Genomic DNA, 18,603 nt, shown 5'->3' on the forward strand with positions numbered 1-18,603 from the left:
AATGGCAAGTCGCGGACCGCCGCTACCTATCTGAGGCGTCCATGGCGCTGCTGTACAAGACCAGCGATACTGACACCGCCGCCATCACCAGCGGCCCGTGAGCACCGAGGAACTACCCCTCAAAGCCCACCACCCACCGGGACGCTGTCCGCGCAACCTTGTGTATGCCGTGTCGCCCCCCTTGATCGAAAGAGCAATCCGTCCGCCTACCTCCCCGATCGATAGAGCGATCCGTCCGCCCACCTCCCCGATCGAAAGAGCGATCCGTCCGCCCACCTTCCCGATCGAAAGAGCGATCCGTCCGGTCACCGGCCCCGCGCGCGCAATCGTCGAGCGCGGACCTCGGCGAGCTCGAGCATTCGCGTGCTGAAGAACCGCGGATGGATCGCGTTCAGGTTCAAGGATGCCGGCGGGTGTCCCAGCTTGTCCGCCACCTGCAGGACCAGGTCAATCCGAGACTGGTCCGTGTTGATGTGGTCGTTCCATACGGGCACAACAGCCCAATCGTGGTCGCAGAACCCGGCGAAGCGCACCTCGTCCTGCGCGCGCTGCTCGTCGCTGTCGTGGAACTCCCGTCCTTGGTACTCCAGCAGGAGGCGTTGCTTCTTCCAGCGCATGTCCGGCCGACCGAGCCAGAGCCGACCCGGTCCGTAGATCGGTTTGTTGAGCTCGGGCTCGGGCAGGCACGCCCGGACGAGGACGAGTCTGGTTCGTGTCTCGCCCGGAGACTCCGAGCCCACCCGGATCCACTCGAGGGCCTCGAGGAGCGTGAGTTTGCCTCGCGGGGCGACTCGAGCGTCGAGCGCTTCACGCAGCGGTTCGACCGAGCCCAGCGCGTTCGCGACGGCATCACCCATGATCACGAGATCGTCGAGTCCGAGGGGAAACCCGGGAGCGATGAGCTCTCCTATGTCGACCCAGGTATCCGCGAGGTTAGTCACCGGCACGCCGCACACGTCGACGACATCCCGGCTGGAGAGCCCGCGGTGCCCGACGACGCCGCGGCGGCGCACGGCCCCGTCCCGCGCGTCGCGCATGACGTGAATCGAGTGGTCATCATCGACTGACATCGGCAGCGGAAGTCCATGGAGGCGGGCAGCGCTGAGATGCGAGAAGGCGTGGCACTCGACGACGAGGGAGATCGCGGCACATCGGTGTGCCAAGGACTCGAGCGCGTTCGCGGTCCACACGCCTCGGACGGGTGCCTCGAGGTTGAGCCGGTGCACCTGGTGCCTGGTCAGCCCCCACACCGTGGCCATGGCCGACGTGAACGGCATGCGGCCGAGCGGATCTGGGAGCGACGGATGCATCATCCGATGGTGGCGCACCCGTCGGGAGCTGCGCGGTGACGACGACCGGGCCTGTGGACAACCGGCGCTTCGACCCGACCAGGTCACACGGCATACGCCCACGGAAGCGGACGGATTGCTCTCTCGATCGGGGAAGTGGGCAGGCGGATGGCTCTCTCGATCGGGGAGAGCGCGGACGGATTGCTCTTTCGATCGGGAAGGGCGGACGGAATGCTCTCTCGATTGGGGAAGTGGGCAGGCGGACGGATTGCTCTTTCGATTGTGGGTGGGGGCGTGGCTCCATAGATTGGCGGGATGGAGCGACGGCCGACGATCTACGACGTGGCCGAGGCTGCGGGGGTCGCGGCGTCGACGGTGTCGCGGGCGTTCGCTCGGCCCGGCCGCGTCAACGCCGAGACGGCGGCACGGATCTTCGCCGCCGCGCAGGCTCTCGGCTACCGCACGACCTCCCTGCCAGGCCTCGTCCCGAGTCGGACCAGGACGCTCGCCCTCGTCGTCACCGACATCACCAACCCCTTCTACGGCGACATCATCCGCGGAGCGCACGAGGCTGCCGGCGAGCTCGGCTACACCCTCCTGCTCTCGCACACCCAGGAGGACGCCCAGCTCGAGCGGGAGTGGACCGAGCGGGAGCTGCGGGCCGTCGAGGGCGTGCTGCTGACGAGCTCCCGGATGTCGGACCAGGCGATCCGGATGATGGCCAAGCAGAAACCGGTCATCGTCCTCAACCGTCGGCTGCCCGAGGTGCCGAGCATCCTCGTGGACAACGCCCGCGGCGTCCGACGCGCGGTCGAGCACCTGACCGAGCTCGGCCACGACTCGATCACCTACGTCGCCGGTCCCGAGTCGAGCTGGACCGACGGCGTCCGCTGGCAGGCCCTGCGCGAGGCGACCTACGAGCTCGACATCCGCCTGCGCCGGGTCGGCCCGTGCAACAGCCCCACGGTGCAGGCAGGTTTCGGGCGCGCGAGCGAGATCGCGGCCCAGGGGGCCACAGCCGTCATCGCCTACAACGACGTCGTCGCCATCGGCGTCCTCAAGGGCCTGCTCCGTCTCGGGCTACGCGTCCCGGACGACGTGAGCATCGTCGGTTTCGACAACACGCTCCTCGCCGAGATCACCGAGCCGGAGCTGACCACGGTCGCAGCACCGTTGCACGCGATGGGGGCCACCGGGGTCAGGAACCTCGTCGCCATGGCCGGCGGCGCGGTGCCGAGCCGTGAGCCCATCGTCATGCCGGTGCGCCTCGTCGTGCGCCGCTCGACGGGTCAGCGCAGCCGGAAGAGGACCTCGCCGGCGTTCGGCACGACGAACGCCCCGCCCTCAGCCTCGGCGGCGACGTCGATGGAGGCAGGGTCGGCGTAGCCGAGGTTGGCGGCACGGCATACGTCCTCGGGAATCTGGGTCGCGAGCGTGACCCGCACCCGCAGGCGCTCCTCGCCCGTCTCGGCGTCGTAGGTGCCGGCACCGCGCAGGTGGGTCGAGTGCGCGAGCGTGCCCCAGTGGATGTGCTTGAACCGGTCCCACTGCTTCACGAAGTAGTCGCGACAGTGGTAGCCGATCTCGTTGATCTCGGGGTGGCTCGTCGAGATCTCGGTGATGTGCGGGGCGTAGATGACGACCTCGCCGCCGTCGGCCACGGCAGGCTCGAGCTTGTAGAAGCCCTTGGCCCCCGTCCAGATGTCCTCGTACATCTCCGGGATGATCGAGATGACGCGGTCGACGGGCTCGTCGAGATACGTGACATGGGTGGCCGCGCAGACCTCCGCCGCGTTGGCCCACGACGAGATCGTGTCGCCGAACGAGATGGAGTGCAGGTCGAGCGAGCCGGACTCGCCGACGACGCACAGGGCCAGCTTCTCGGCCGGCACGAGTGAGGCGCCCTCGTTGATGAGGGCCCGGACCGGGGTGATGTCCGTCGTGCCGATGATCTCGGCCGACGTGATGAGCGCTCCGATCCAGTGCGAGACGTCGATGATGTCCTGGCCCGCGACACCGGGGAAGAAGTACTTGTTGCCCCCGGAGATGCCAACGACCTCGTGCGGCAGCACCGGCCCGACGACGAGCGCGACGTCGTGCTCGACCACGGCACGGTTGAGCAGCACCGGCACATCCATCGACAGCCGTCCCTCGGACAGCTCGGACAGGCGGACCGCCGGGATCGTGCCGAGGTCGGCGAAGGTCGAGGGCTCCCACCACTCGTGGTTGAGCACGGTCATGCCGGGATACGTCGCCTCGAGCGCGCCCTCCTCGTAGCCGAGGTGGGCGGCGAGGGCGGCGGCCGACATCGGCTGGTGCGTGCCGAGCGCGATGAGCGTGGTCATCCGGCTGACCCGCCTGTGCAGCGCTCGGTGCACGGCGCCGACGAGGAGCGGGAGGGGGCAGGAGCGGGTGCCGTCTGGGACGACGATGCAGACGCTCTTCCCGTCGAGGTCGACGCCGCCGAGCTGCTCCTCGATGAACGCCGTGACCGCCTCGGGTGCGAGGACACCCTCGGTGCCACCCAGCCGAACGGCCCGACGCGCGGCCTGCGCCGGTGTCTCGTCGGCGGACGGGCTCGGGCCGGGGGCGGTCGCGGGAGTGATCGCGGGGGTGGTCGCGGGGGCGGTCGTCATGGCCCCACTCTCGCCCCGGCCGCCGCGCGCGGACAAGGGCTCCCGGCAACTCGTGGCAACTCATGGGCACCCGCGCGGCGCCGGAGCACGATGGCATGCATGACGACCGTCGCACCCTCCAGGCCACTCGCCCTCGACCCCGATCGCCTCCTGCCGGTGGAACCCGGGACCCGGGAGATCGCCCGTCGTCTGTATGCCGCAGTGGCCGACCTGCCGATCATCTCGCCGCACGGCCACGTCCCCCCGGCCTGGCTCGCGCAGGACACCGCCTTCACCGACCCGACGAGCCTGCTCCTCGCGCCGGACCACTACGTCTTCCGGCTGCTGCACGCGCAGGGCGTCCCGCTCGGCGACCTCGGGGTGGGTGGTCGGCCGCTGACTGCGGACCAGCCCCGTCGCGCGTGGCGCCTCCTCGCCGAAAACTGGAAGTCCTTCCGCGGCACGCCCAGCCGGTTCTGGATGGACAGCGTGCTCGCGGACGTCTTCGGCGTCACCGAGCGGCTGGCGCCGGAGAGCGCCGACGGGATCTTCGACCGCATCGCCGAGGCCATCGCGGATCCGGGGTTCCGCCCGCGGGCACTCATGGACCGGTTCGGCATCGAGGTCCTCGCGACGACGGACGACCCCGTGGACGACCTCCGCGACCACCGCACCCTGCGGGACGACACGAGCTTCACCCCACGCGTCGTCCCGACGTTCCGCCCGGACCGCTACCTCGAGCCGTCCCGCGCCGGCTTCGCGGACCTCATGACCGACCTGGCGCGTGCCAGCTCGGTCGACACGGGCAGCTACGCGGGCTACCTCGCCGCGCTGGAGGATCGACGCCGGTTCTTCAAGGCCAACGGAGCGGTGTCGAGCGACCACAGCCACGTCGACGTCGTCACGCTCAGCCTCGACGAGCAGGAGGCTGCGCGGATCTACGACGCGGCCCTGCGCGGCGTCGTGAGCCCGAGCGAGGCCACCGCCTTCCGACGTCACATGCTCGTCGAGATGGCGCGCATGGCCACCGAGGACGGACTCGTCATGACGTTGCACCCGGGCGTCCACCGCAACCACCACACGCCGACCCTCGAGCGCTTCGGCCCGGACACCGGGCACGACATCCCGACCACCGTCGAGTTCACCCGCGGACTCCAGCCCCTGCTCGACCGCTTCGGCACGGCCGAGGGGTTCCACCTCATCCTCTTCACCCTCGACGAGACCGTGTTCTCTCGGGAGATCGCGCCCCTCGCCGGCTTCTACCCGAGCGTCTACGCAGGCGCGCCGTGGTGGTTCCTCGACGCTCCCGAGGCGGTGCGCCGCTTCCGCGGTGCGGTCACGGAGACCGCGGGCTTCTACCGGACGTCGGGCTTCATCGACGACACCCGCGCCTTCCTCTCCATCCCGGCGCGCCACGACATGTCGCGGCGCCTCGACAGCGGCTACCTGGCCCAGCTCGTCGCCGAGCACCGGCTCGACGAGGACGAGGCGCTGGAGACGGCCGTGGACCTCGTCACGACGATCCCCCGGAAGGTGTTCAAGCTGTGACCACCGAAAAGACGACCACACGGGCGTATGCCGCCACCGACGTTCCGAGCCCGGGTGGCGAACTCCGTCGCCTGACGCGCACGACGGACGGCAGGGCCGCTGCGCCGGTGCGCGTCATCCATCTCGGTGTCGGCAACTTCTTCCGGGCCCACGCCGCCTGGTACACCGAGCACGCGAATGACGCGGACGAGTGGGGGATCGCGGCCTTCACCGGTCGCTCGCCTGACATCGCCGAGAGCCTGGCGCGACAGGATGGTCTCTACACGCTCCTCGTCCGTGGGCCAGGCGGGGCGCGCCCCGAGGTCGTCTCCAGCCTCAGCGCTGTGCACCCCTCGGACGCGCTCGACGCCCTGCGCGGGTACTTCGCCGACGCGGCCGTGGCAGTCGTCACGAGCACCGTCACCGAGGCCGGCTACCGCCGCGACGCCTCCGGCGGCCTGGACGTCGGTGCTGATGAGGTCAGCGCCGACATCGCTGCGCTGCAAGCGGATCCGCTGACCGGCGTCGTCACGACAACCCCGGGCAAGCTCGTGGCAGGCCTGCTGGCTCGACGTGCAGCAGGGGCCGGGCCCCTCGCCATCGTGCCGAACGACAACGTGCCGGAGAACGGTGCCATGGTCGCCCGCGTCGTAGGGGACCTCGCCGCGCTCGTCGACGACACGCTCACCACGTGGATCGACGCGAACGTCTCCTTCGTGACGACGATGGTCGACCGCATCACGCCGCGGTCGACCGCCGAGGACCGCGCCGAGGTCGCGAGACAGACTGGGGTCGATGACCCCGAGACGGTGCCCACCGAGCCGTTCTCGGAGTGGGTGCTCGCCGGGGCGTTCCCGGCAGGTCGCCCCGCCTGGGAGTCGGCCGGCGCGACGTTCGTCGAGGACGTGCGGCCGTTCGAGACCCGGAAGCTGTGGCTGCTCAACGGGTCCCACTCCCTCCTGGCGTATGCCGGGTCGCTCCGCGGGCACGAGACCGTGGCCGACGCCATCGCCGACCCCGTCGTCCGCTCGTGGGTCGAGGAGTGGTGGGACGCCGCTGCGCCCCACCTCGACCTGCCCGCGGTCGACGTGTCCGACTATCGCCAGGCCCTCCTCGACCGCTACCGCAACCCGCACATCCGCCACCTGCTGGCCCAGATCGCCGCCGACGGGTCGCAGAAGGTGCCGATCCGTGCGGTGCCCGTCATCCGGGCCGAGCTCGACGAAGGCCGCGTCGCCGCGGGTGCGACGCGCATCGTCGCCGCCTGGGTGGCCCACCTCCGCGGTCACGGCGCCCCCGTCACCGACGCGGCTGCCGACGACGTCGTCCCGCTCGCCCAGGGCGAACCGGGCGTGGCGGTGCGGGCCGTGCTCGCCCACCTCGGCATCCAGTCCGAGACCGTGGCTGCGACCGTGGAGGACCAGCTCGCAGACCTCCTTGCCCGGGCCGGGTCATGACCGCGGTGCCGGTCGTCATCGGGCTCGACATCGGGACGACCGCGGCCAAGGTCGTCGCCTTCGAGGTCCTCGAGTCGCGCCCGGCCGGCTCGACGGCGCCGGAGACGCAGAGCCGTGGCCGGCGGTGGAGCGCTGAGCACGAGTACCCCCTCATCCGACCCAGGTCCGGCTGGCGCGTCCAGGATCCGGCGGCGGTCATCGAAGCCACCCTGAGGTCGGTCGCCGAGGTCGTGACCGCACTCGACGGAGCGCCGGTGCTGGCATTGTCGGTGAGCACGGCGATGCATGGACTCATCGGTCTGGATGACCGGCTGCGGCCGCTCACGCCCCTCGTGACCTGGGCCGACGCCCGCGCCCGAGACATCGCGCGCGAGCTCCGCGCCTTGCCCCTGGCTGCCGAGCTCCATCGCCGGAGCGGCACCCCGGTCCACTCCATGTCGCCGCTGACGAAGCTGCGGTGGTTCGCCCAGCACGAGCCCGAGCTCACGCGCTCGGCCCGGGCATGGGTGGGTCTCAAGGACTTCGTCCTCCTCGCCCTCACGGGTCGGCTCGTCACGGAGCTGTCGTCCGCGAGCGGGAGCGGCCTGCTCTCGATCCTCGACCGGACGTGGGACCCGGAGGCCGTCGAGATCGCGGGGATCCGCCGCACGCAGCTGCCCGACGTCCTGCCGACGACGGCACACCTTCCGCTCTCGGAGGCGGCGGCGCGCCGCGTCGGCCTGCCGCCCGGCACACCGGTCGTGCTCGGTGCCGGCGACGGACCGCTTGGCAACCTCGGGACCGGGGCAATCCGTCCCGGTGTCGCCGGGTTGTCCCTCGGCACGAGCGGTGCCCTGCGCCTCGTCGTCGACGGTCCGCGGAGTGACCCGTCCGGACGCCTCTTCTGCTACGCGCTCGCCGATGACACCTGGGTCGTCGGCACGCCGATCAGCAACGGGGGCGCCGTCGTCCGGTGGGCCGGGTCGGTCTTCGCCGCTGACCGTCCGGACACCCCGATGGAGTATGCGGGTCCACCCGTCGACGACGCCCACGTCCTCGCACTCGCGGCCGAGGTCGGGCCGGGGAGTGAAGGCCTCGTCATGCTGCCGTTCCTGCTCGCCGAGCGCGGCCCGCTCTGGGACGCCGACGTCCGAGGGGCCTTCCTCGGGATCCGCCAGCACCACACCCGGGGGCACTTCGTCCGAGCCGCCGTCGAGGGCGTCGCCTTCCAGCTCGCGACCATCCTCGACGGTCTCGAGAGCGTCGAGCCCGTCACGTCGATCCGCGCCACCGGCGGCGCCTTCCGCAGCGCGCTGTGGCGAGAGGTCCTCGCCGGCGTGCTCGGCAGGCCGCTGACCGTGACCGCCGGGGCGGAGGGTTCCGCCCTCGGTGCAGCTGCCCTCGGACTGAGGGCGATCGGCGCCAGTGGGTCTCTGGAGAGCGCGCTGTCGACCCTCGCCCCGCACCTGCTCGAGCACCGGCCCGACCACGACGACACGATCGTGGCGTCGCCGGCGAGCGCGGCTGCATACGACCTCGCCCGCGTCTCGGCGGCGCAACGGCTGCGCGACCTGGCGGCAGCAGCGGACCTCCTGGCTGGACCGGGCCGCCCAGTGGAGGACAACCGGCGGCAACCGACCGGCAACAAGCGGCAACTCGTTGTCGGCCCGGACCTCCGGGGCCTTCACTAGAGCATCGCCTCAACTGAGATGTACTGGCCCACAAAGGAGTTCGGCCCCATGAGCACCATCACCAAGGCGCAGGTCGCTCAGTCGTTCGTCGACGAGCGCCTCCCCAAACGATCGATCATCGGCTACGGCTTCGGTGACTTCGCCAACAATCTGGCGTTCACCCTGAGCACGTCCTTCCTGCTCTACTACTACACCGACGTCGCCGGGCTCTCGGCCGCAGCCGTCGCGACGATGTTCTTCGTCGTCCGGCTCTGGGACGCCTTCGCCGACATGTTCGCCGGTCGTCTCGTGGACCGCACGATGACGCGCATGGGCAAGTTCCGCCCGTTCATCCTCTTCGGGGCCGTGCCCCTGCTCTTCCTGAGCTACCTGACCTTCCACGTCCCCAGCTCGCTCGACGACAGCGCGAAGCTGCTCTACGCCTACGTGACCTACGCCGTCCTCGGTCTCGTGTACTCGCTCGTCAACATCCCGTACGGCTCACTCGCCTCGGCGATGACGCAGTCGGTCAAGGAACGGGCCAAGCTCGTGTCGTCGCGCTTCTTCGGCGGCGCGGTCGGCGGCATCGTGCTCACCTACATCATCGCCCCGAAGATCTCGAGCCTGAAGGGCGAGAAGAAGGCCATCAGCGCCGCGGAGTACCAGGAGAAGGTCCAGGCGATCTTCACGCAGACCACGCTGCTGTTCATCGTCATCGGCTCGGTGGCCTACCTCATCACGTGGTACTTCTGCCGCGAGAAGGTCGTCCGGACGACGCCGCGCGTCTCGCTCCGGGAGACGTGGGACACCCTGCGGGGCAACAAGCCGCTCGGCTACCTGTGCGCCTCGAGCTTCTTCTACCTCATCGGTCTCTTCGCCGTGGGCGGCGCCTCGGCCTACTACGCCCAGTACGTCATGGGTGACATCAAGTGGCTCGGTCCGATCACCCTGGTCAACAGCGGCATCTCCATCGTCGCCGCGCCCTTCATCCCCAAGCTCGTCGACCGCTTCGGCAAGAAGGCGCTCTTCCAGTGGTGCGGTGTCTTCACCGTGGTGGGTGGCCTCGCGCTCTTCTTCACGCCGGCCGGTGCCGCCGCTCCCGCCCTGATCTTCTTGGGCATCAAGGGAATCGGAGCAGCCCTCATCAACACCGTGATGTTCGGCCTCGAGGCAGACACGGTCGAGTACGGCGAGTGGAAGTCCGGCACGCGCTCCGAGGGTGCGACCTACGCCGTCTTCTCCTTCACCCGCAAGATCACCCAGTCGATCGGCGGCGCGGTGGGTGCTGCGGCCCTGGCCTTCGGTGGATACCTCTCCGCCACGGCTGCGGTGCCCAACCCGGTCCAGCCGGACTCCGCGATCGGTGCGATCCGCTTCACCATCGGCCTGCTGCCCGCCATCGTCGCGCTCATCGCCATGGCGATCTTCTGGAAATACCCGCTGACCGACGAGCGGTTCCGCGAGGTGCGCAACGAGACGGAGTACCGCAAGCGTCAGCAGGACCACCTGATCGCCCCCGACGGACACGTCATCGAGGTCCCGAAGGGCTGACGGCGACGAGGGACGCGAACGGCGCTGGGTGCATCGTCAGGGGGATGCACCCGGCGCCGTCGCACGCGTCAGCGCCAGGGCGTCGGTGGGTCGCTGTGTCGCAGGAGTCAGTCGATGGCGTCGGAGAGCACGGCGTCGACGGACGCCAAGGCCGCTGCGTCGCCGTCACGGACGATCTCGCCCTCGGTCGGGCGGTTCCACAGCCAGCAGTCGATGTCGGCAGCGGACCCGCTGATCTCGGCGGTCGCGGCGGGGTCGGGTCCGTCGCTGACGAGGAAGCGCTGCACGTCGATCTCCCGGCCGTTCCAGGTGCCGGTGATCCGCACGGGGGTCACCGTCCACGAGTGCATGGCATCGACGGTGGCGATCGTCACCGGGGCCGAGACGGGGACGTGCGTGAGGTCCGGGTCGGGCTCGTGACCCCGCATGACGCGTAGGGCCTCGTCGATGCCGTCGGCGGCCAGGCGACAGTCGAGGGGCGTGCGATCACCGGCGGTGAGCTCGGCGTCGACCCGGTGGATCATCGCCTCGTGCGCCTGGCGGCGGCGGATGTAGCCAGCGCTCTGGTCGTCGTCGTACCACATCCACAGCGGCGTCTCGGGCGGCAGGTCGCTCAGCACCCGGTGCAGTCGCTCGCTCGAGCGGTCGAAGAAGGCGAGCAGTCCCGCTCGGTCGCTCGGCCGCTCCTCGCGCGTCGCGTTCATCGCGTCGAGGTCGGCCGGGTCGGTGAGTCCGCGCTCGGCGATCTCGCCCCAGAACCACTGCACCTCGCCGAGGTGCCAGAGCAGGTCGTCGGCATCCCAGTCGGGACACGTGGGCACGCTCGCGCCGACGGGTGCGGTCGCCAGGACCTCCCGGAAGCGCGCCGAGTCGGCCGCGAGGTGGTCGAGGAAGGGTAGGGGGCCACCTGAGCGGCTGGACGGCATAGAAAGGTCTCCTGTCAGCGGACGCCGGCTACACGGAACTGCACGGAGATGCGCGGTCCCATCGGCTCGGACGTCTTCGGGACCGCATGGTCCCACGTCCGCTGGCACGAACCGCCCATCACGACGAGGTCACCATGCCCGAGGGGGTAGCGCAAGCTCTTTGTCGTCGAGCCGGGGATGGCGCCGCCGTCCCGCGGTCGCAGGGCCAGCGTGCGGGCGGACCCCAGCGAGAGGATCGCGATCATCGTGTCGCTGTCGCGAGAGCGTCCGATGCGGTCGCCGTGCCAGGCCACGCTGTCACGGCCGTCGCGGTAGAGACACAGGCCCGCGGTGGCGAACGGCTCGCCGAGCTCGGGCGCGTAGTGGCGGCTCAGCGCCTCGCGCGCCTCGACGAGCATCGGATGGGGGAGGGGCTCGTCGGCGCCGTAGAACTTCGTCAGCCGGGGGACGTCGACGACGGAGTCGTACATCTGGCGCCGCTCGGCGTGCCAGGGCACGTCGCGCAGCAGGGCCGTGAAGAGCTCGTCACCGGCAGCGAGCCAGCCGGGTCGGACATCGACCCACGCGCCATGACCCAGGTGGTGGCGGGTCAGCCCCGTGCCGACGTCGCGCAGGGTCATCGCGTCGGTGAGGTCGAGGAGCGAACCCTGGAGAGAGAGGTCCATGGCCCCACGATAACCCATGGAGTCGAACGGGTGTTCGACTGACGCGGTCGACTCTCGACGGACCGGCGCGCGCACCGGCGCGTGCGGTGCTGCCGCCGCTCCGCCGAGGGGGAGAATGGGCCCATGCCCCTCTACCGTGACGAGGCGATCGTCCTGCGCACCCACAAGCTGGGCGAGGCCGACCGCATCATCACGATGCTGACCCGCACCCGCGGACGGGTGCGTGCGGTGGCCAAGGGGGTACGGCGCACGAAGTCGCGCTTCGGTTCGCGGCTCGAGCCCGGCATGGTCATCGACGTGCAGTGCTACGAGGGCCGCAACCTCGACACCGTGACCCAGGTGGAGACGCTCGCGCCCTACGGTGACGCCATCGCCCGCGACTACACGGCCTACACGTGCGCGACCTCGATGCTCGAGACCGCACTCCAGCTCACCGAGGAGCACGAGCCGCAGACCCAGCAGTACCTCCTGCTGGCCGGCGCGCTGCGTTCGCTGGCCGAGCGGGCCCACGACCCGGGGCTCGTCCTGGACGCGTACCTGCTGCGCTCGCTCGCGGTGGCCGGGTGGGCGCCGAGCTTCGTCGACTGCGCGAAGTGCGGCGCGCCGGGTCCGCACCGGGCGTTCAACGTGCAGGCCGGCGGCGCGGTGTGTTCCGTATGCCGTCCGCCCGGCTCGAGCGCCCCCGCCCCCGAGACCTTCGAGCTGCTCGCGTCACTGCTGACCGGTGACTGGGGTGTCGCCGATGCGAGCGAGGACCGGCACCGACGCCAGGGCAACGGCATGGTCTCCGCGTTCCTCCAGTGGCACATCGAACGAGGACTGCGCTCGCTGCGCCTCGTCGAGCGTGCCTGAGTCGCACCAGACAGCCTGAGCCGCAAGCGAACCCGATCCCGATCGACCGGAGACCCATGTACGCCAAGCCTTTCCCTCATCCGTCCGGTGCAACGCCGCCGACCATCCGGGCCGACCTGCTGCCGAAGCACGTCGCGATCGTCATGGACGGCAATGGTCGCTGGGCCAACGCGCGGGGCCTGCCGCGGACCAAGGGGCACGAGGCGGGGGAGGCGTCGTTGCTCGACGTCGTGGCCGGCGCGATCGACGTCGGCGTGACGCACCTGTCGGCCTACGCCTTCTCGACGGAGAACTGGCGACGGTCGCCCGAGGAGGTCCGCTTCCTCATGGGCTTCAACCGCGACGTCATCCGCCGACGCCGGGACCAGCTCCACGAGTGGGGCGTCCGGATGCGCTGGGTCGGCCGGGCGCCACGACTGTGGCGGTCGGTCATCAAGGAGCTGGAGATCGCGCAGGAGCTGACGCAGCACAACACCGGTCTGACCCTCTACTTCTGCGTCAACTACGGAGGCCGCGCCGAGATCGCCGACGCCGTGCAGCGAATCGCCCACGACGTCAAGGCTGGTCGCCTCCGTCCGGGGTCGGTCGACGAGAAGACGATCAAGCGCTACCTCGACGAGCCGACGATGCCCGACGTCGACCTCTTCGTGCGCAGCTCGGGTGAGCAGCGCACGAGCAACTTCCTCCTCTGGCAGTCTGCCTACGCGGAGATGGTCTTCCAGAACCAGCTCTGGCCGGACTACGACCGTCGCGACCTGTGGGCGGCCATCGAGGAGTACGTCGCGCGCGATCGCCGGTACGGCGGAGCCGTCGACACCCCCACCACGTAGACGACGCGTGGCACTGGGCACTCGACGGGAGAGCCAGGTCGAGTGCTCACGTGCCCACGGCGCTGCAGTCGGCGCACGTGCCGAAGATCTCCAGCGTGTGCGTCACTCCGGTGAAGCCGTGGTCGGTCGCGACCTTGTCGGCCCACTTCTCGACGGCCGGGCCCTCCACCTCGACGGTGCGCCCGCACGCCCGGCACACGAGGTGGTGGTGGTGGTGCGTCGAGCAGGCCCGGTACACGGCCTCCCCGTCATCGGTGCGCAGCACGTCGACCGTGCCGGCCTCGACCATCGACTGCAGGGTCCGGTAGACGGTGGCCAGGCCGACGCCTGCCCCGGCCTCCCGGAGCCGGGCGTGCACGGTCTGTGCCGAGGTGAAGTCGTCGGACCTCTCGAGCAGGTCGGCGACGGCGACCTGTTGCCGCGTGGGCTTCCTCGAGGCCGCAGGGGATTCGCTGCCGGTCGTCATGGTTTCGATCCTGTCGTCGGGCCGGGCCTCGTGCCTGCGGGTTCAGCTCTCGCGTCCCCGGGTGCCGGGTGGTCGTGGTGCACGCCGTGCTCGTCGTAGTGCCCCTCGTGGGCGGCGTGCAGGTGCCCGTCGTGGACGTAGTCGACATGGTCCCCGTGGGTGACGGCCGGGTGGCCGCACTCCACCCCGTGCTCGTGCGCGTGGGTCTCGGCGACCTCGTGGCGCCGGCTGCCCGTCCGGGCGACGACGCTCGTGACGACGGCCGTCACGACGAAGAGCCCCACGGCGAGCAGCACGATGGTGCCGCCCGAGGGGGTGTCGAGGGGATAGGAGAGGGCGACCCCGCCGACGGAGGAGACGAGACCGAAGGCGATGGCCCACCGCAGCCCACTGCTGAACGACCGCGCGAAGAGCTGGCTGGCGGCGTTGGGCACGATCATGAGTGCACTGATGAGCAGCAGGCCGACCACACGCATCGCGACCACGACGGTGGTGGCGGTGAGGACGGCGAGCACGATGTTGAGCGGCAGCACCGGGATGCCGACGGCGCGGGCGTACTCCTCGTCGTTCGCGACGGCGAAGAGACGCGGGCGCAGGGCCCAGGTCGTCACGGCGATGAGCACGGCGAGCCCGGCGAAGACGTAGAGGTCGCTGCGCTGCGTCGTGAGGATGGAGCCGAAGAGGTACTTCATCAGGTTGGCGGGCGTGCCGTCGGGCGACTTGCTGATGATGACGACGCCGGCCGCGATGCCGCCGTAGAAGATGACCGCGAGAGCCACGTCACCGTTCGTGCGCCCCCGGGTGCGGAGCAGCTCGATGACGACGGCGGCGACGACGGCAGCGACGAGGGCAGTGAGCACGGGCGCCGCGCCCGTGACGAGGCCGATGGCGACACCGGCCAGGGCCACGTGTCCCATCCCGTCACCGATGAGGGAGAGCCGTCGTTGGACGAGGAAGATCCCGACCATCGGGGCGACGGTGCCGACGAGCAGTGCGGCTATCAGGGCCCGCTGCATGAAGTCGACGGTGAGCAGGTCGATCACGGTCGGCCTCCGTCCGGGTGGGTGACGTCGAGGGGGCCCGGGCCCAGGGACGGGCGGTGGCCGTCGAGCTCGAGGTCGTGGTGGTGGCTGTCGTGGTCGTGGTGGACGCGATCGCGCGCGTGGGCGTACTCCTGCGGTGTCCCGTCGAAACGGATGCGTCCGCCGTCGATGACGACGATGCGCGTCAGCAGACGTTCGAGGGCACCGAGCTCGTGCGTGACGATCACCATCGTGACGTCGCGCTCGACGAGCCGTGCGAGGACGTCGGCCAGGACGTGCTGGTTGGCGGCGTCGACGCCGGCGGTGGGCTCGTCCATGATCAGCACGTCCGGCTGCCCTGCGAGGGCTCGGGCGATGAGCACGCGGCGCTGCTGGCCGCCCGAGAGGGTGCTGACCTCGGTGGCGGCCCGGTCGGCGAGGCCGACGACCTCGAGCGAGCGGGCGACGATCTGCCGGTCGGTGGCGTGCAACCGACCGAGCCAGCCGATGCGCGACAGCCGCCCGGTCGACACGATCTCCTCGGCCGTGGCCCTGACGGAGGCCGAGAGCGTATGCCGTTGGGGCACGTAGCCGAGGCGGGCGCGGTCGTGGAACTCGTTGCTGTCCACCCCGAAGAGGGTGACGGTGCCCGCCACCCGCTCGTTGAGGCCGAGCACGCCCTTCATCAGGGTGGACTTGCCCGAGCCGTTCGGCCCGACGATCGCCACGATCTCGCCGCTGTGGATCGTGAGGTCGACGTCGGTCAGGACGGCACGGTCGCCGTAGCCGAAGGCCGCGCCGCGCAGGGTCACGACGGCATCGGCGTCGTCCGGCTCGATGGGCACCAGCCGCGCGGCTCTCATGAGCAGCCCTGTCCGTCGCGCAGCGCCACCAGGTTGCTGCGCATGACCTCGAAGTAGTCCCGGCCGACCGATGCGGACGTGATGCCCTCGATGGGGTCGAGCGTCGCGACCTTCGCTCCCGTCGACCCGGCCACGGTCTGGGCAAAGTGTGGCTCCACGAGAGTCTCCTGGTAGATCGTCGTCACTCCGCTGGACGACACGAGGTCGGCGACGGCCTTTAGGGCGGATGCGCTCGGCTCGGCCTCGGGAGAGACGCCGGTGATGCCGTGCTGCTGGAGGCCGTAGCGGGCGGCCAGGTAGCCGAACGCCGCGTGGCTGGTGACGAGCTGCTTGGTCCGGCACTGTTCGAGCCCGCGCCGCATCTCGTCGTCGAGCTCGGACAGCTTCTCGACGAAGACTGCGGTGTTCTTCGTGTAGGTCGCTGCGTGCTGGGGATCGTCCTTCACCAGGCGCGCACTGATGGCCTCGGCCACGGCGGCATACCGCGAGGGGTCGAGCCAGAAGTGGGGGTCGCTGCCCGAGTGACCATGGTCGTCGTGCTGCGGGTCGGTCTCGCCTGCGTGCCCGGACTCCTCGGCGAGGGTGAGAGTCAGCTTGGCCGCGTCGGCGACGTCGAGGACCTTGGCCGGGTCGACGAGCCCTACGGCCTCGTCGACGGCCGGCTGGAACCCGTCGGCGTAGACGACGAGTCGCGCCTTGGTCATGCCGCCGATGTCCTGCGGCGAGAGCTCGAGGTCGTGCGGCTCGGCGCCTGGCTTGGTGAGGACCGAGACCGGGACAGCACCGCCGGTGATCTGCTGCGTCGCGAACTGGATCGGGTAGAACGAGGTGACGACCACGTCCTCTGCCGCCGAGGTGCCGCCGTTCGCGCCGGACCCGCAGGCAGCAGCCGCAAGGACGAGCGTCGTCGCCGCGGCCAGGGCTGGAAGGAGCCTGCGCAGGGGCGGCGGAACGGGGGGCATGGGCTCATCCTCACCCGAAGTGAGAATGATTGTCAAAACCGTTCTCGTCCTGAGACGAGGGGTCAGCCCGCGGGGACGATCCGAACGACGGCGACGGCGACCGCGAGCACGAGCACGGCGATGCGCATGAGGCGCTCGGGCAGGGTGAGCCGTTGCCACGTGAGGAAGAGCAGCCAGCCGACGAAGGCCGACACGACGAGGAAGGCGATGCCGCCCCACGGCCGCGGGGCGAAGACCCCGACGGCGAGCAGGACGATGAGCGCGCCGAGGGCGACGGGGCGCGGGACGGCGTTGAGACGCTCGACCCACGGGGCCGACGCGTGCTCGAGACGGGAACGGAAGCTCAGGGCCACGTGACGAGCCTAGGGGACGCGACGGCATACCCCGGACGCGTGGCAAACCACTGGCGCCGGCCCGATAACCTGTGCGGCATGGCCAAGCAGACATCCACCGTGGACACCGTCGTCAGCCTCTGCAAGCGCAGGGGCTTCGTCTTCCCGAGCGGCGAGATCTACGGAGGCACGCGTTCGGCCTGGGACTACGGCCCGCTCGGTGTCGAGCTCAAGGAGAACATCCGCCGGCAGTGGTGGAAGGCCATGGTCACGAGCCGCGACGACGTCGTCGGCCTCGACTCCTCGATCATCCTCCCGCGCGAGACGTGGGTCGCCTCGGGCCACGTCGGCACCTTCACCGACCCGCTCGTCGAGTGCCTCAACTGCCACAAGCGCCGCCGCCAGGACCACCTGCAGGAGGCGCTCGCGGAGAAGAAGGGCATCGCCGACCCCGACTCGATCCCGATGACCGACATCGTCTGCCCCGACTGCGGCACCAAGGGCCGGTGGACCGAGCCCCGCGACTTCCAGATGATGCTCAAGACCTACCTCGGCGTCATCGAGGACGAGTCGGGCCTGCACTACCTGCGCCCCGAGACGGCCCAGGGCATCTTCGTCAACTTCAACAACGTCATGCAGGCCTCGCGCAAGAAGCCGCCGTTCGGCATCGCCCAGACGGGCAAGAGCTTCCGCAACGAGATCACCCCCGGCAACTTCATCTTCCGCACGCGCGAGTTCGAGCAGATGGAGATGGAGTTCTTCGTCAAGCCCGGCGACGACGCAGAGTGGCACCAGTACTGGATCGACGAGCGCACCCGCTGGTACACCGACCTCGGCATCAACCCCGAGAACCTGCGCCACTACGAGCACGCGCCCGAGAAACTGTCGCACTACTCGACGCGCACCGTCGACATCGAGTACCGCTTCCGGTTCGCGGGGTCGGAGTGGGGCGAGCTCGAGGGCATCGCCAACCGCACGGACTTCGACCTGTCGACGCACTCGAAGCACTCCGGTACCGACTTGCACTTCTTCGACCAGACGACCGGCGAGAAGTACACGCCCTACGTCATCGAACCGGCGGCCGGTCTGTCGCGCTCGCTCATGACGTTCCTCGTCGACGCGTACGCCGAGGACGAGGCGCCCAACACCAAGGGCGGTGTCGACAAGCGCGTCGTGCTGCGCCTCGACCCGCGCCTCGCCCCGGTCAAGGCCGCCGTGCTGCCGCTCTCGCGCAACGCCGACCTCTCGCCGAAGGCGCGTGACCTCGCCGCGCAGCTGCGCCGCCACTGGAACATCGACTTCGACGACGCCGGGGCCATCGGCAAGCGCTACCGTCGTCAGGACGAGATCGGCACGCCGTTCTGCATCACGGTCGACTTCGACACGCTCGAGGACCACGCCGTCACGATCCGCGAGCGCGACACCATGGCGCAGGAGCGCATCGCGCTGGACCAGGTCGAGGGCTACCTCGCCCAGCGCCTCGTCGGCTGCTGACCCCCAGGCACGCCCGCTGAGGTATGCCGTCCGCCCACCGGGGCGGGCGGCATACGCTCATGACCTGCTCCGTTTTGGGGAGCAGGATCCGATAGGCGAGCTC

General features: G+C 70.2%; 17 protein-coding genes and 1 pseudogene. 8 read left to right on the top strand and 10 right to left on the bottom strand.

The window, feature by feature from the left end; translation table 11 throughout:
• Positions 1–206: 206 nt before the first annotated feature.
• Together AB4030_RS19780 and AB4030_RS19785 are read right to left on the bottom strand one after the other, a co-directional pair.
• Positions 207–290: pseudogene (locus tag AB4030_RS19780) on the bottom strand (hypothetical protein); the annotation flags it as partial.
• Positions 291–305: 15 nt separating this feature from the next.
• The gene (locus AB4030_RS19785; RefSeq protein ID WP_442280918.1) at positions 306–1,277 is read right to left on the bottom strand and encodes a hypothetical protein; all 972 of its coding nucleotides are present in this window, start codon (positions 1,275–1,277) and stop codon (positions 306–308) included.
• Positions 1,278–1,604: 327 nt separating this feature from the next.
• On the opposite strand from AB4030_RS19785, the gene AB4030_RS19790 reads away from it, so the two are divergent.
• Positions 1,605–2,675: a LacI family DNA-binding transcriptional regulator gene (locus AB4030_RS19790; RefSeq protein WP_442280919.1), complete on the top strand. Its 1,071-nt coding sequence runs from the start codon at positions 1,605–1,607 to the stop codon at positions 2,673–2,675.
• On the opposite strand, the gene AB4030_RS19795 is transcribed toward AB4030_RS19790, so the two are convergent.
• Positions 2,579–3,925, bottom strand: a complete 1,347-nt coding sequence (locus AB4030_RS19795; RefSeq protein ID WP_442280920.1) for a lactate racemase domain-containing protein — start codon at positions 3,923–3,925, stop codon at positions 2,579–2,581. The two genes, AB4030_RS19790 and AB4030_RS19795, sit on opposite strands and share 97 nt — an antisense overlap.
• 99 nt (positions 3,926–4,024) lie before the next feature.
• Here AB4030_RS19795 and uxaC point away from each other — a divergent pair, with 99 nt between their 5' ends.
• The 4 genes from uxaC to AB4030_RS19815 are packed head-to-tail and all read left to right on the top strand — an operon-like array spanning position 4,025 to position 10,088.
• Complete coding sequence (gene uxaC / locus AB4030_RS19800) at positions 4,025–5,452, top strand: glucuronate isomerase (RefSeq protein ID WP_442280921.1); 1,428 nt, start codon at positions 4,025–4,027, stop codon at positions 5,450–5,452.
• Positions 5,449–6,888, top strand: coding sequence for a mannitol dehydrogenase family protein (locus tag AB4030_RS19805; protein ID WP_442280922.1), 1,440 nt, complete (start codon positions 5,449–5,451; stop codon positions 6,886–6,888). Before uxaC ends, AB4030_RS19805 begins: the two co-directional genes overlap by 4 nt.
• Positions 6,885–8,558 carry a gluconokinase gene (locus AB4030_RS19810; protein ID WP_442280923.1) on the top strand — a complete coding sequence of 558 codons (1,674 nt, stop codon included), beginning with the start codon at positions 6,885–6,887 and terminating at the stop codon, positions 8,556–8,558. Before AB4030_RS19805 ends, AB4030_RS19810 begins: the two co-directional genes overlap by 4 nt.
• A gap of 48 nt (positions 8,559–8,606) precedes the next feature.
• Positions 8,607–10,088, top strand: coding sequence for a glycoside-pentoside-hexuronide (GPH):cation symporter (locus tag AB4030_RS19815; RefSeq protein WP_442280924.1), 1,482 nt, complete (start codon positions 8,607–8,609; stop codon positions 10,086–10,088).
• 107 nt (positions 10,089–10,195) lie between these two features.
• Here AB4030_RS19815 and AB4030_RS19820 read toward each other — a convergent pair whose 3' ends face one another.
• Together AB4030_RS19820 and AB4030_RS19825 are read right to left on the bottom strand one after the other, a co-directional pair.
• Entirely contained in the window at positions 10,196–11,014 is an 819-nt protein-coding gene (locus AB4030_RS19820) for a maleylpyruvate isomerase family mycothiol-dependent enzyme (RefSeq protein ID WP_442280925.1), read from the bottom strand.
• Between the two features lie 14 nt (positions 11,015–11,028).
• On the bottom strand, positions 11,029–11,679 hold the full coding sequence (locus AB4030_RS19825; protein WP_442280926.1) for an alpha-ketoglutarate-dependent dioxygenase AlkB: 651 nt from the start codon (positions 11,677–11,679) through the stop codon (positions 11,029–11,031).
• A 123-nt stretch (positions 11,680–11,802) separates the two neighbouring features.
• On the opposite strand from AB4030_RS19825, the gene recO reads away from it, so the two are divergent.
• Entirely contained in the window at positions 11,803–12,531 is a 729-nt protein-coding gene (gene recO / locus AB4030_RS19830) for a DNA repair protein RecO (protein WP_442280927.1), read from the top strand.
• 56 nt (positions 12,532–12,587) lie between these two features.
• The gene (locus tag AB4030_RS19835; protein ID WP_442280928.1) at positions 12,588–13,361 is read left to right on the top strand and encodes an isoprenyl transferase; all 774 of its coding nucleotides are present in this window, start codon (positions 12,588–12,590) and stop codon (positions 13,359–13,361) included.
• Between the two features lie 46 nt (positions 13,362–13,407).
• Here the strand turns inward: AB4030_RS19835 and AB4030_RS19840 are convergent, their stop codons facing one another.
• The 5 genes from AB4030_RS19840 to AB4030_RS19860 all read right to left on the bottom strand — a co-directional run bounded on the left by AB4030_RS19840 (position 13,408) and on the right by AB4030_RS19860 (position 17,027).
• Positions 13,408–13,827, bottom strand: a complete 420-nt coding sequence (locus tag AB4030_RS19840; RefSeq protein WP_442280929.1) for a Fur family transcriptional regulator — start codon at positions 13,825–13,827, stop codon at positions 13,408–13,410.
• On the bottom strand, positions 13,824–14,870 hold the full coding sequence (locus AB4030_RS19845) for a metal ABC transporter permease (protein ID WP_442280930.1): 1,047 nt from the start codon (positions 14,868–14,870) through the stop codon (positions 13,824–13,826). Before AB4030_RS19845 ends, AB4030_RS19840 begins: the two co-directional genes overlap by 4 nt.
• Positions 14,867–15,712: a metal ABC transporter ATP-binding protein gene (locus tag AB4030_RS19850; RefSeq protein ID WP_442280931.1), complete on the bottom strand. Its 846-nt coding sequence runs from the start codon at positions 15,710–15,712 to the stop codon at positions 14,867–14,869. Before AB4030_RS19850 ends, AB4030_RS19845 begins: the two co-directional genes overlap by 4 nt.
• Positions 15,709–16,674 (bottom strand): metal ABC transporter substrate-binding protein, encoded by a 966-nt coding sequence (locus AB4030_RS19855; RefSeq protein WP_442280932.1) that lies wholly within the window; start codon positions 16,672–16,674, stop codon positions 15,709–15,711. The genes AB4030_RS19850 and AB4030_RS19855 overlap by 4 nt, the downstream gene beginning before the upstream one ends.
• Positions 16,675–16,736: 62 nt before the next feature.
• A complete protein-coding gene (locus tag AB4030_RS19860; RefSeq protein ID WP_442280933.1) occupies positions 16,737–17,027 on the bottom strand; it encodes a DUF6703 family protein in 291 nt (96 codons plus the stop codon).
• 78 nt (positions 17,028–17,105) lie between these two features.
• Between AB4030_RS19860 and AB4030_RS19865 the strand changes: the two genes are divergently transcribed.
• Positions 17,106–18,500 (top strand): glycine--tRNA ligase, encoded by a 1,395-nt coding sequence (locus tag AB4030_RS19865; RefSeq protein ID WP_442280934.1) that lies wholly within the window; start codon positions 17,106–17,108, stop codon positions 18,498–18,500.
• Positions 18,501–18,603 lie beyond the last annotated feature (103 nt).

The organism is Terrabacter sp. 2YAF2 (genome assembly GCF_052114705.1).
Taxonomy (GTDB): domain Bacteria; phylum Actinomycetota; class Actinomycetes; order Actinomycetales; family Dermatophilaceae; genus Terrabacter.

What these genes read in the sequence shown, in the direction of transcription:
- AB4030_RS19785 (WP_442280918.1), bottom strand. Translation starts at nt 1,277, where the DNA reads ATGCCGTTCACGTCGGCCATGGCCACGGTGTGGGGGCTGACCAGGCAC.
- AB4030_RS19790 (WP_442280919.1), top strand. Translation starts at nt 1,605, where the DNA reads ATGGAGCGACGGCCGACGATCTACGACGTGGCCGAGGCTGCGGGGGTC.
- AB4030_RS19795 (WP_442280920.1), bottom strand. Translation starts at nt 3,925, where the DNA reads ATGACGACCGCCCCCGCGACCACCCCCGCGATCACTCCCGCGACCGCC.
- uxaC (WP_442280921.1), top strand. Translation starts at nt 4,025, where the DNA reads ATGACGACCGTCGCACCCTCCAGGCCACTCGCCCTCGACCCCGATCGC.
- AB4030_RS19810 (WP_442280923.1), top strand. Translation starts at nt 6,885, where the DNA reads ATGACCGCGGTGCCGGTCGTCATCGGGCTCGACATCGGGACGACCGCG.
- AB4030_RS19815 (WP_442280924.1), top strand. Translation starts at nt 8,607, where the DNA reads ATGAGCACCATCACCAAGGCGCAGGTCGCTCAGTCGTTCGTCGACGAG.
- AB4030_RS19820 (WP_442280925.1), bottom strand. Translation starts at nt 11,014, where the DNA reads ATGCCGTCCAGCCGCTCAGGTGGCCCCCTACCCTTCCTCGACCACCTC.
- AB4030_RS19825 (WP_442280926.1), bottom strand. Translation starts at nt 11,679, where the DNA reads ATGGACCTCTCTCTCCAGGGTTCGCTCCTCGACCTCACCGACGCGATG.
- recO (WP_442280927.1), top strand. Translation starts at nt 11,803, where the DNA reads ATGCCCCTCTACCGTGACGAGGCGATCGTCCTGCGCACCCACAAGCTG.
- AB4030_RS19835 (WP_442280928.1), top strand. Translation starts at nt 12,588, where the DNA reads ATGTACGCCAAGCCTTTCCCTCATCCGTCCGGTGCAACGCCGCCGACC.
- AB4030_RS19840 (WP_442280929.1), bottom strand. Translation starts at nt 13,827, where the DNA reads ATGACGACCGGCAGCGAATCCCCTGCGGCCTCGAGGAAGCCCACGCGG.
- AB4030_RS19850 (WP_442280931.1), bottom strand. Translation starts at nt 15,712, where the DNA reads ATGAGAGCCGCGCGGCTGGTGCCCATCGAGCCGGACGACGCCGATGCC.
- AB4030_RS19855 (WP_442280932.1), bottom strand. Translation starts at nt 16,674, where the DNA reads ATGCCCCCCGTTCCGCCGCCCCTGCGCAGGCTCCTTCCAGCCCTGGCC.
- AB4030_RS19865 (WP_442280934.1), top strand. Translation starts at nt 17,106, where the DNA reads ATGGCCAAGCAGACATCCACCGTGGACACCGTCGTCAGCCTCTGCAAG.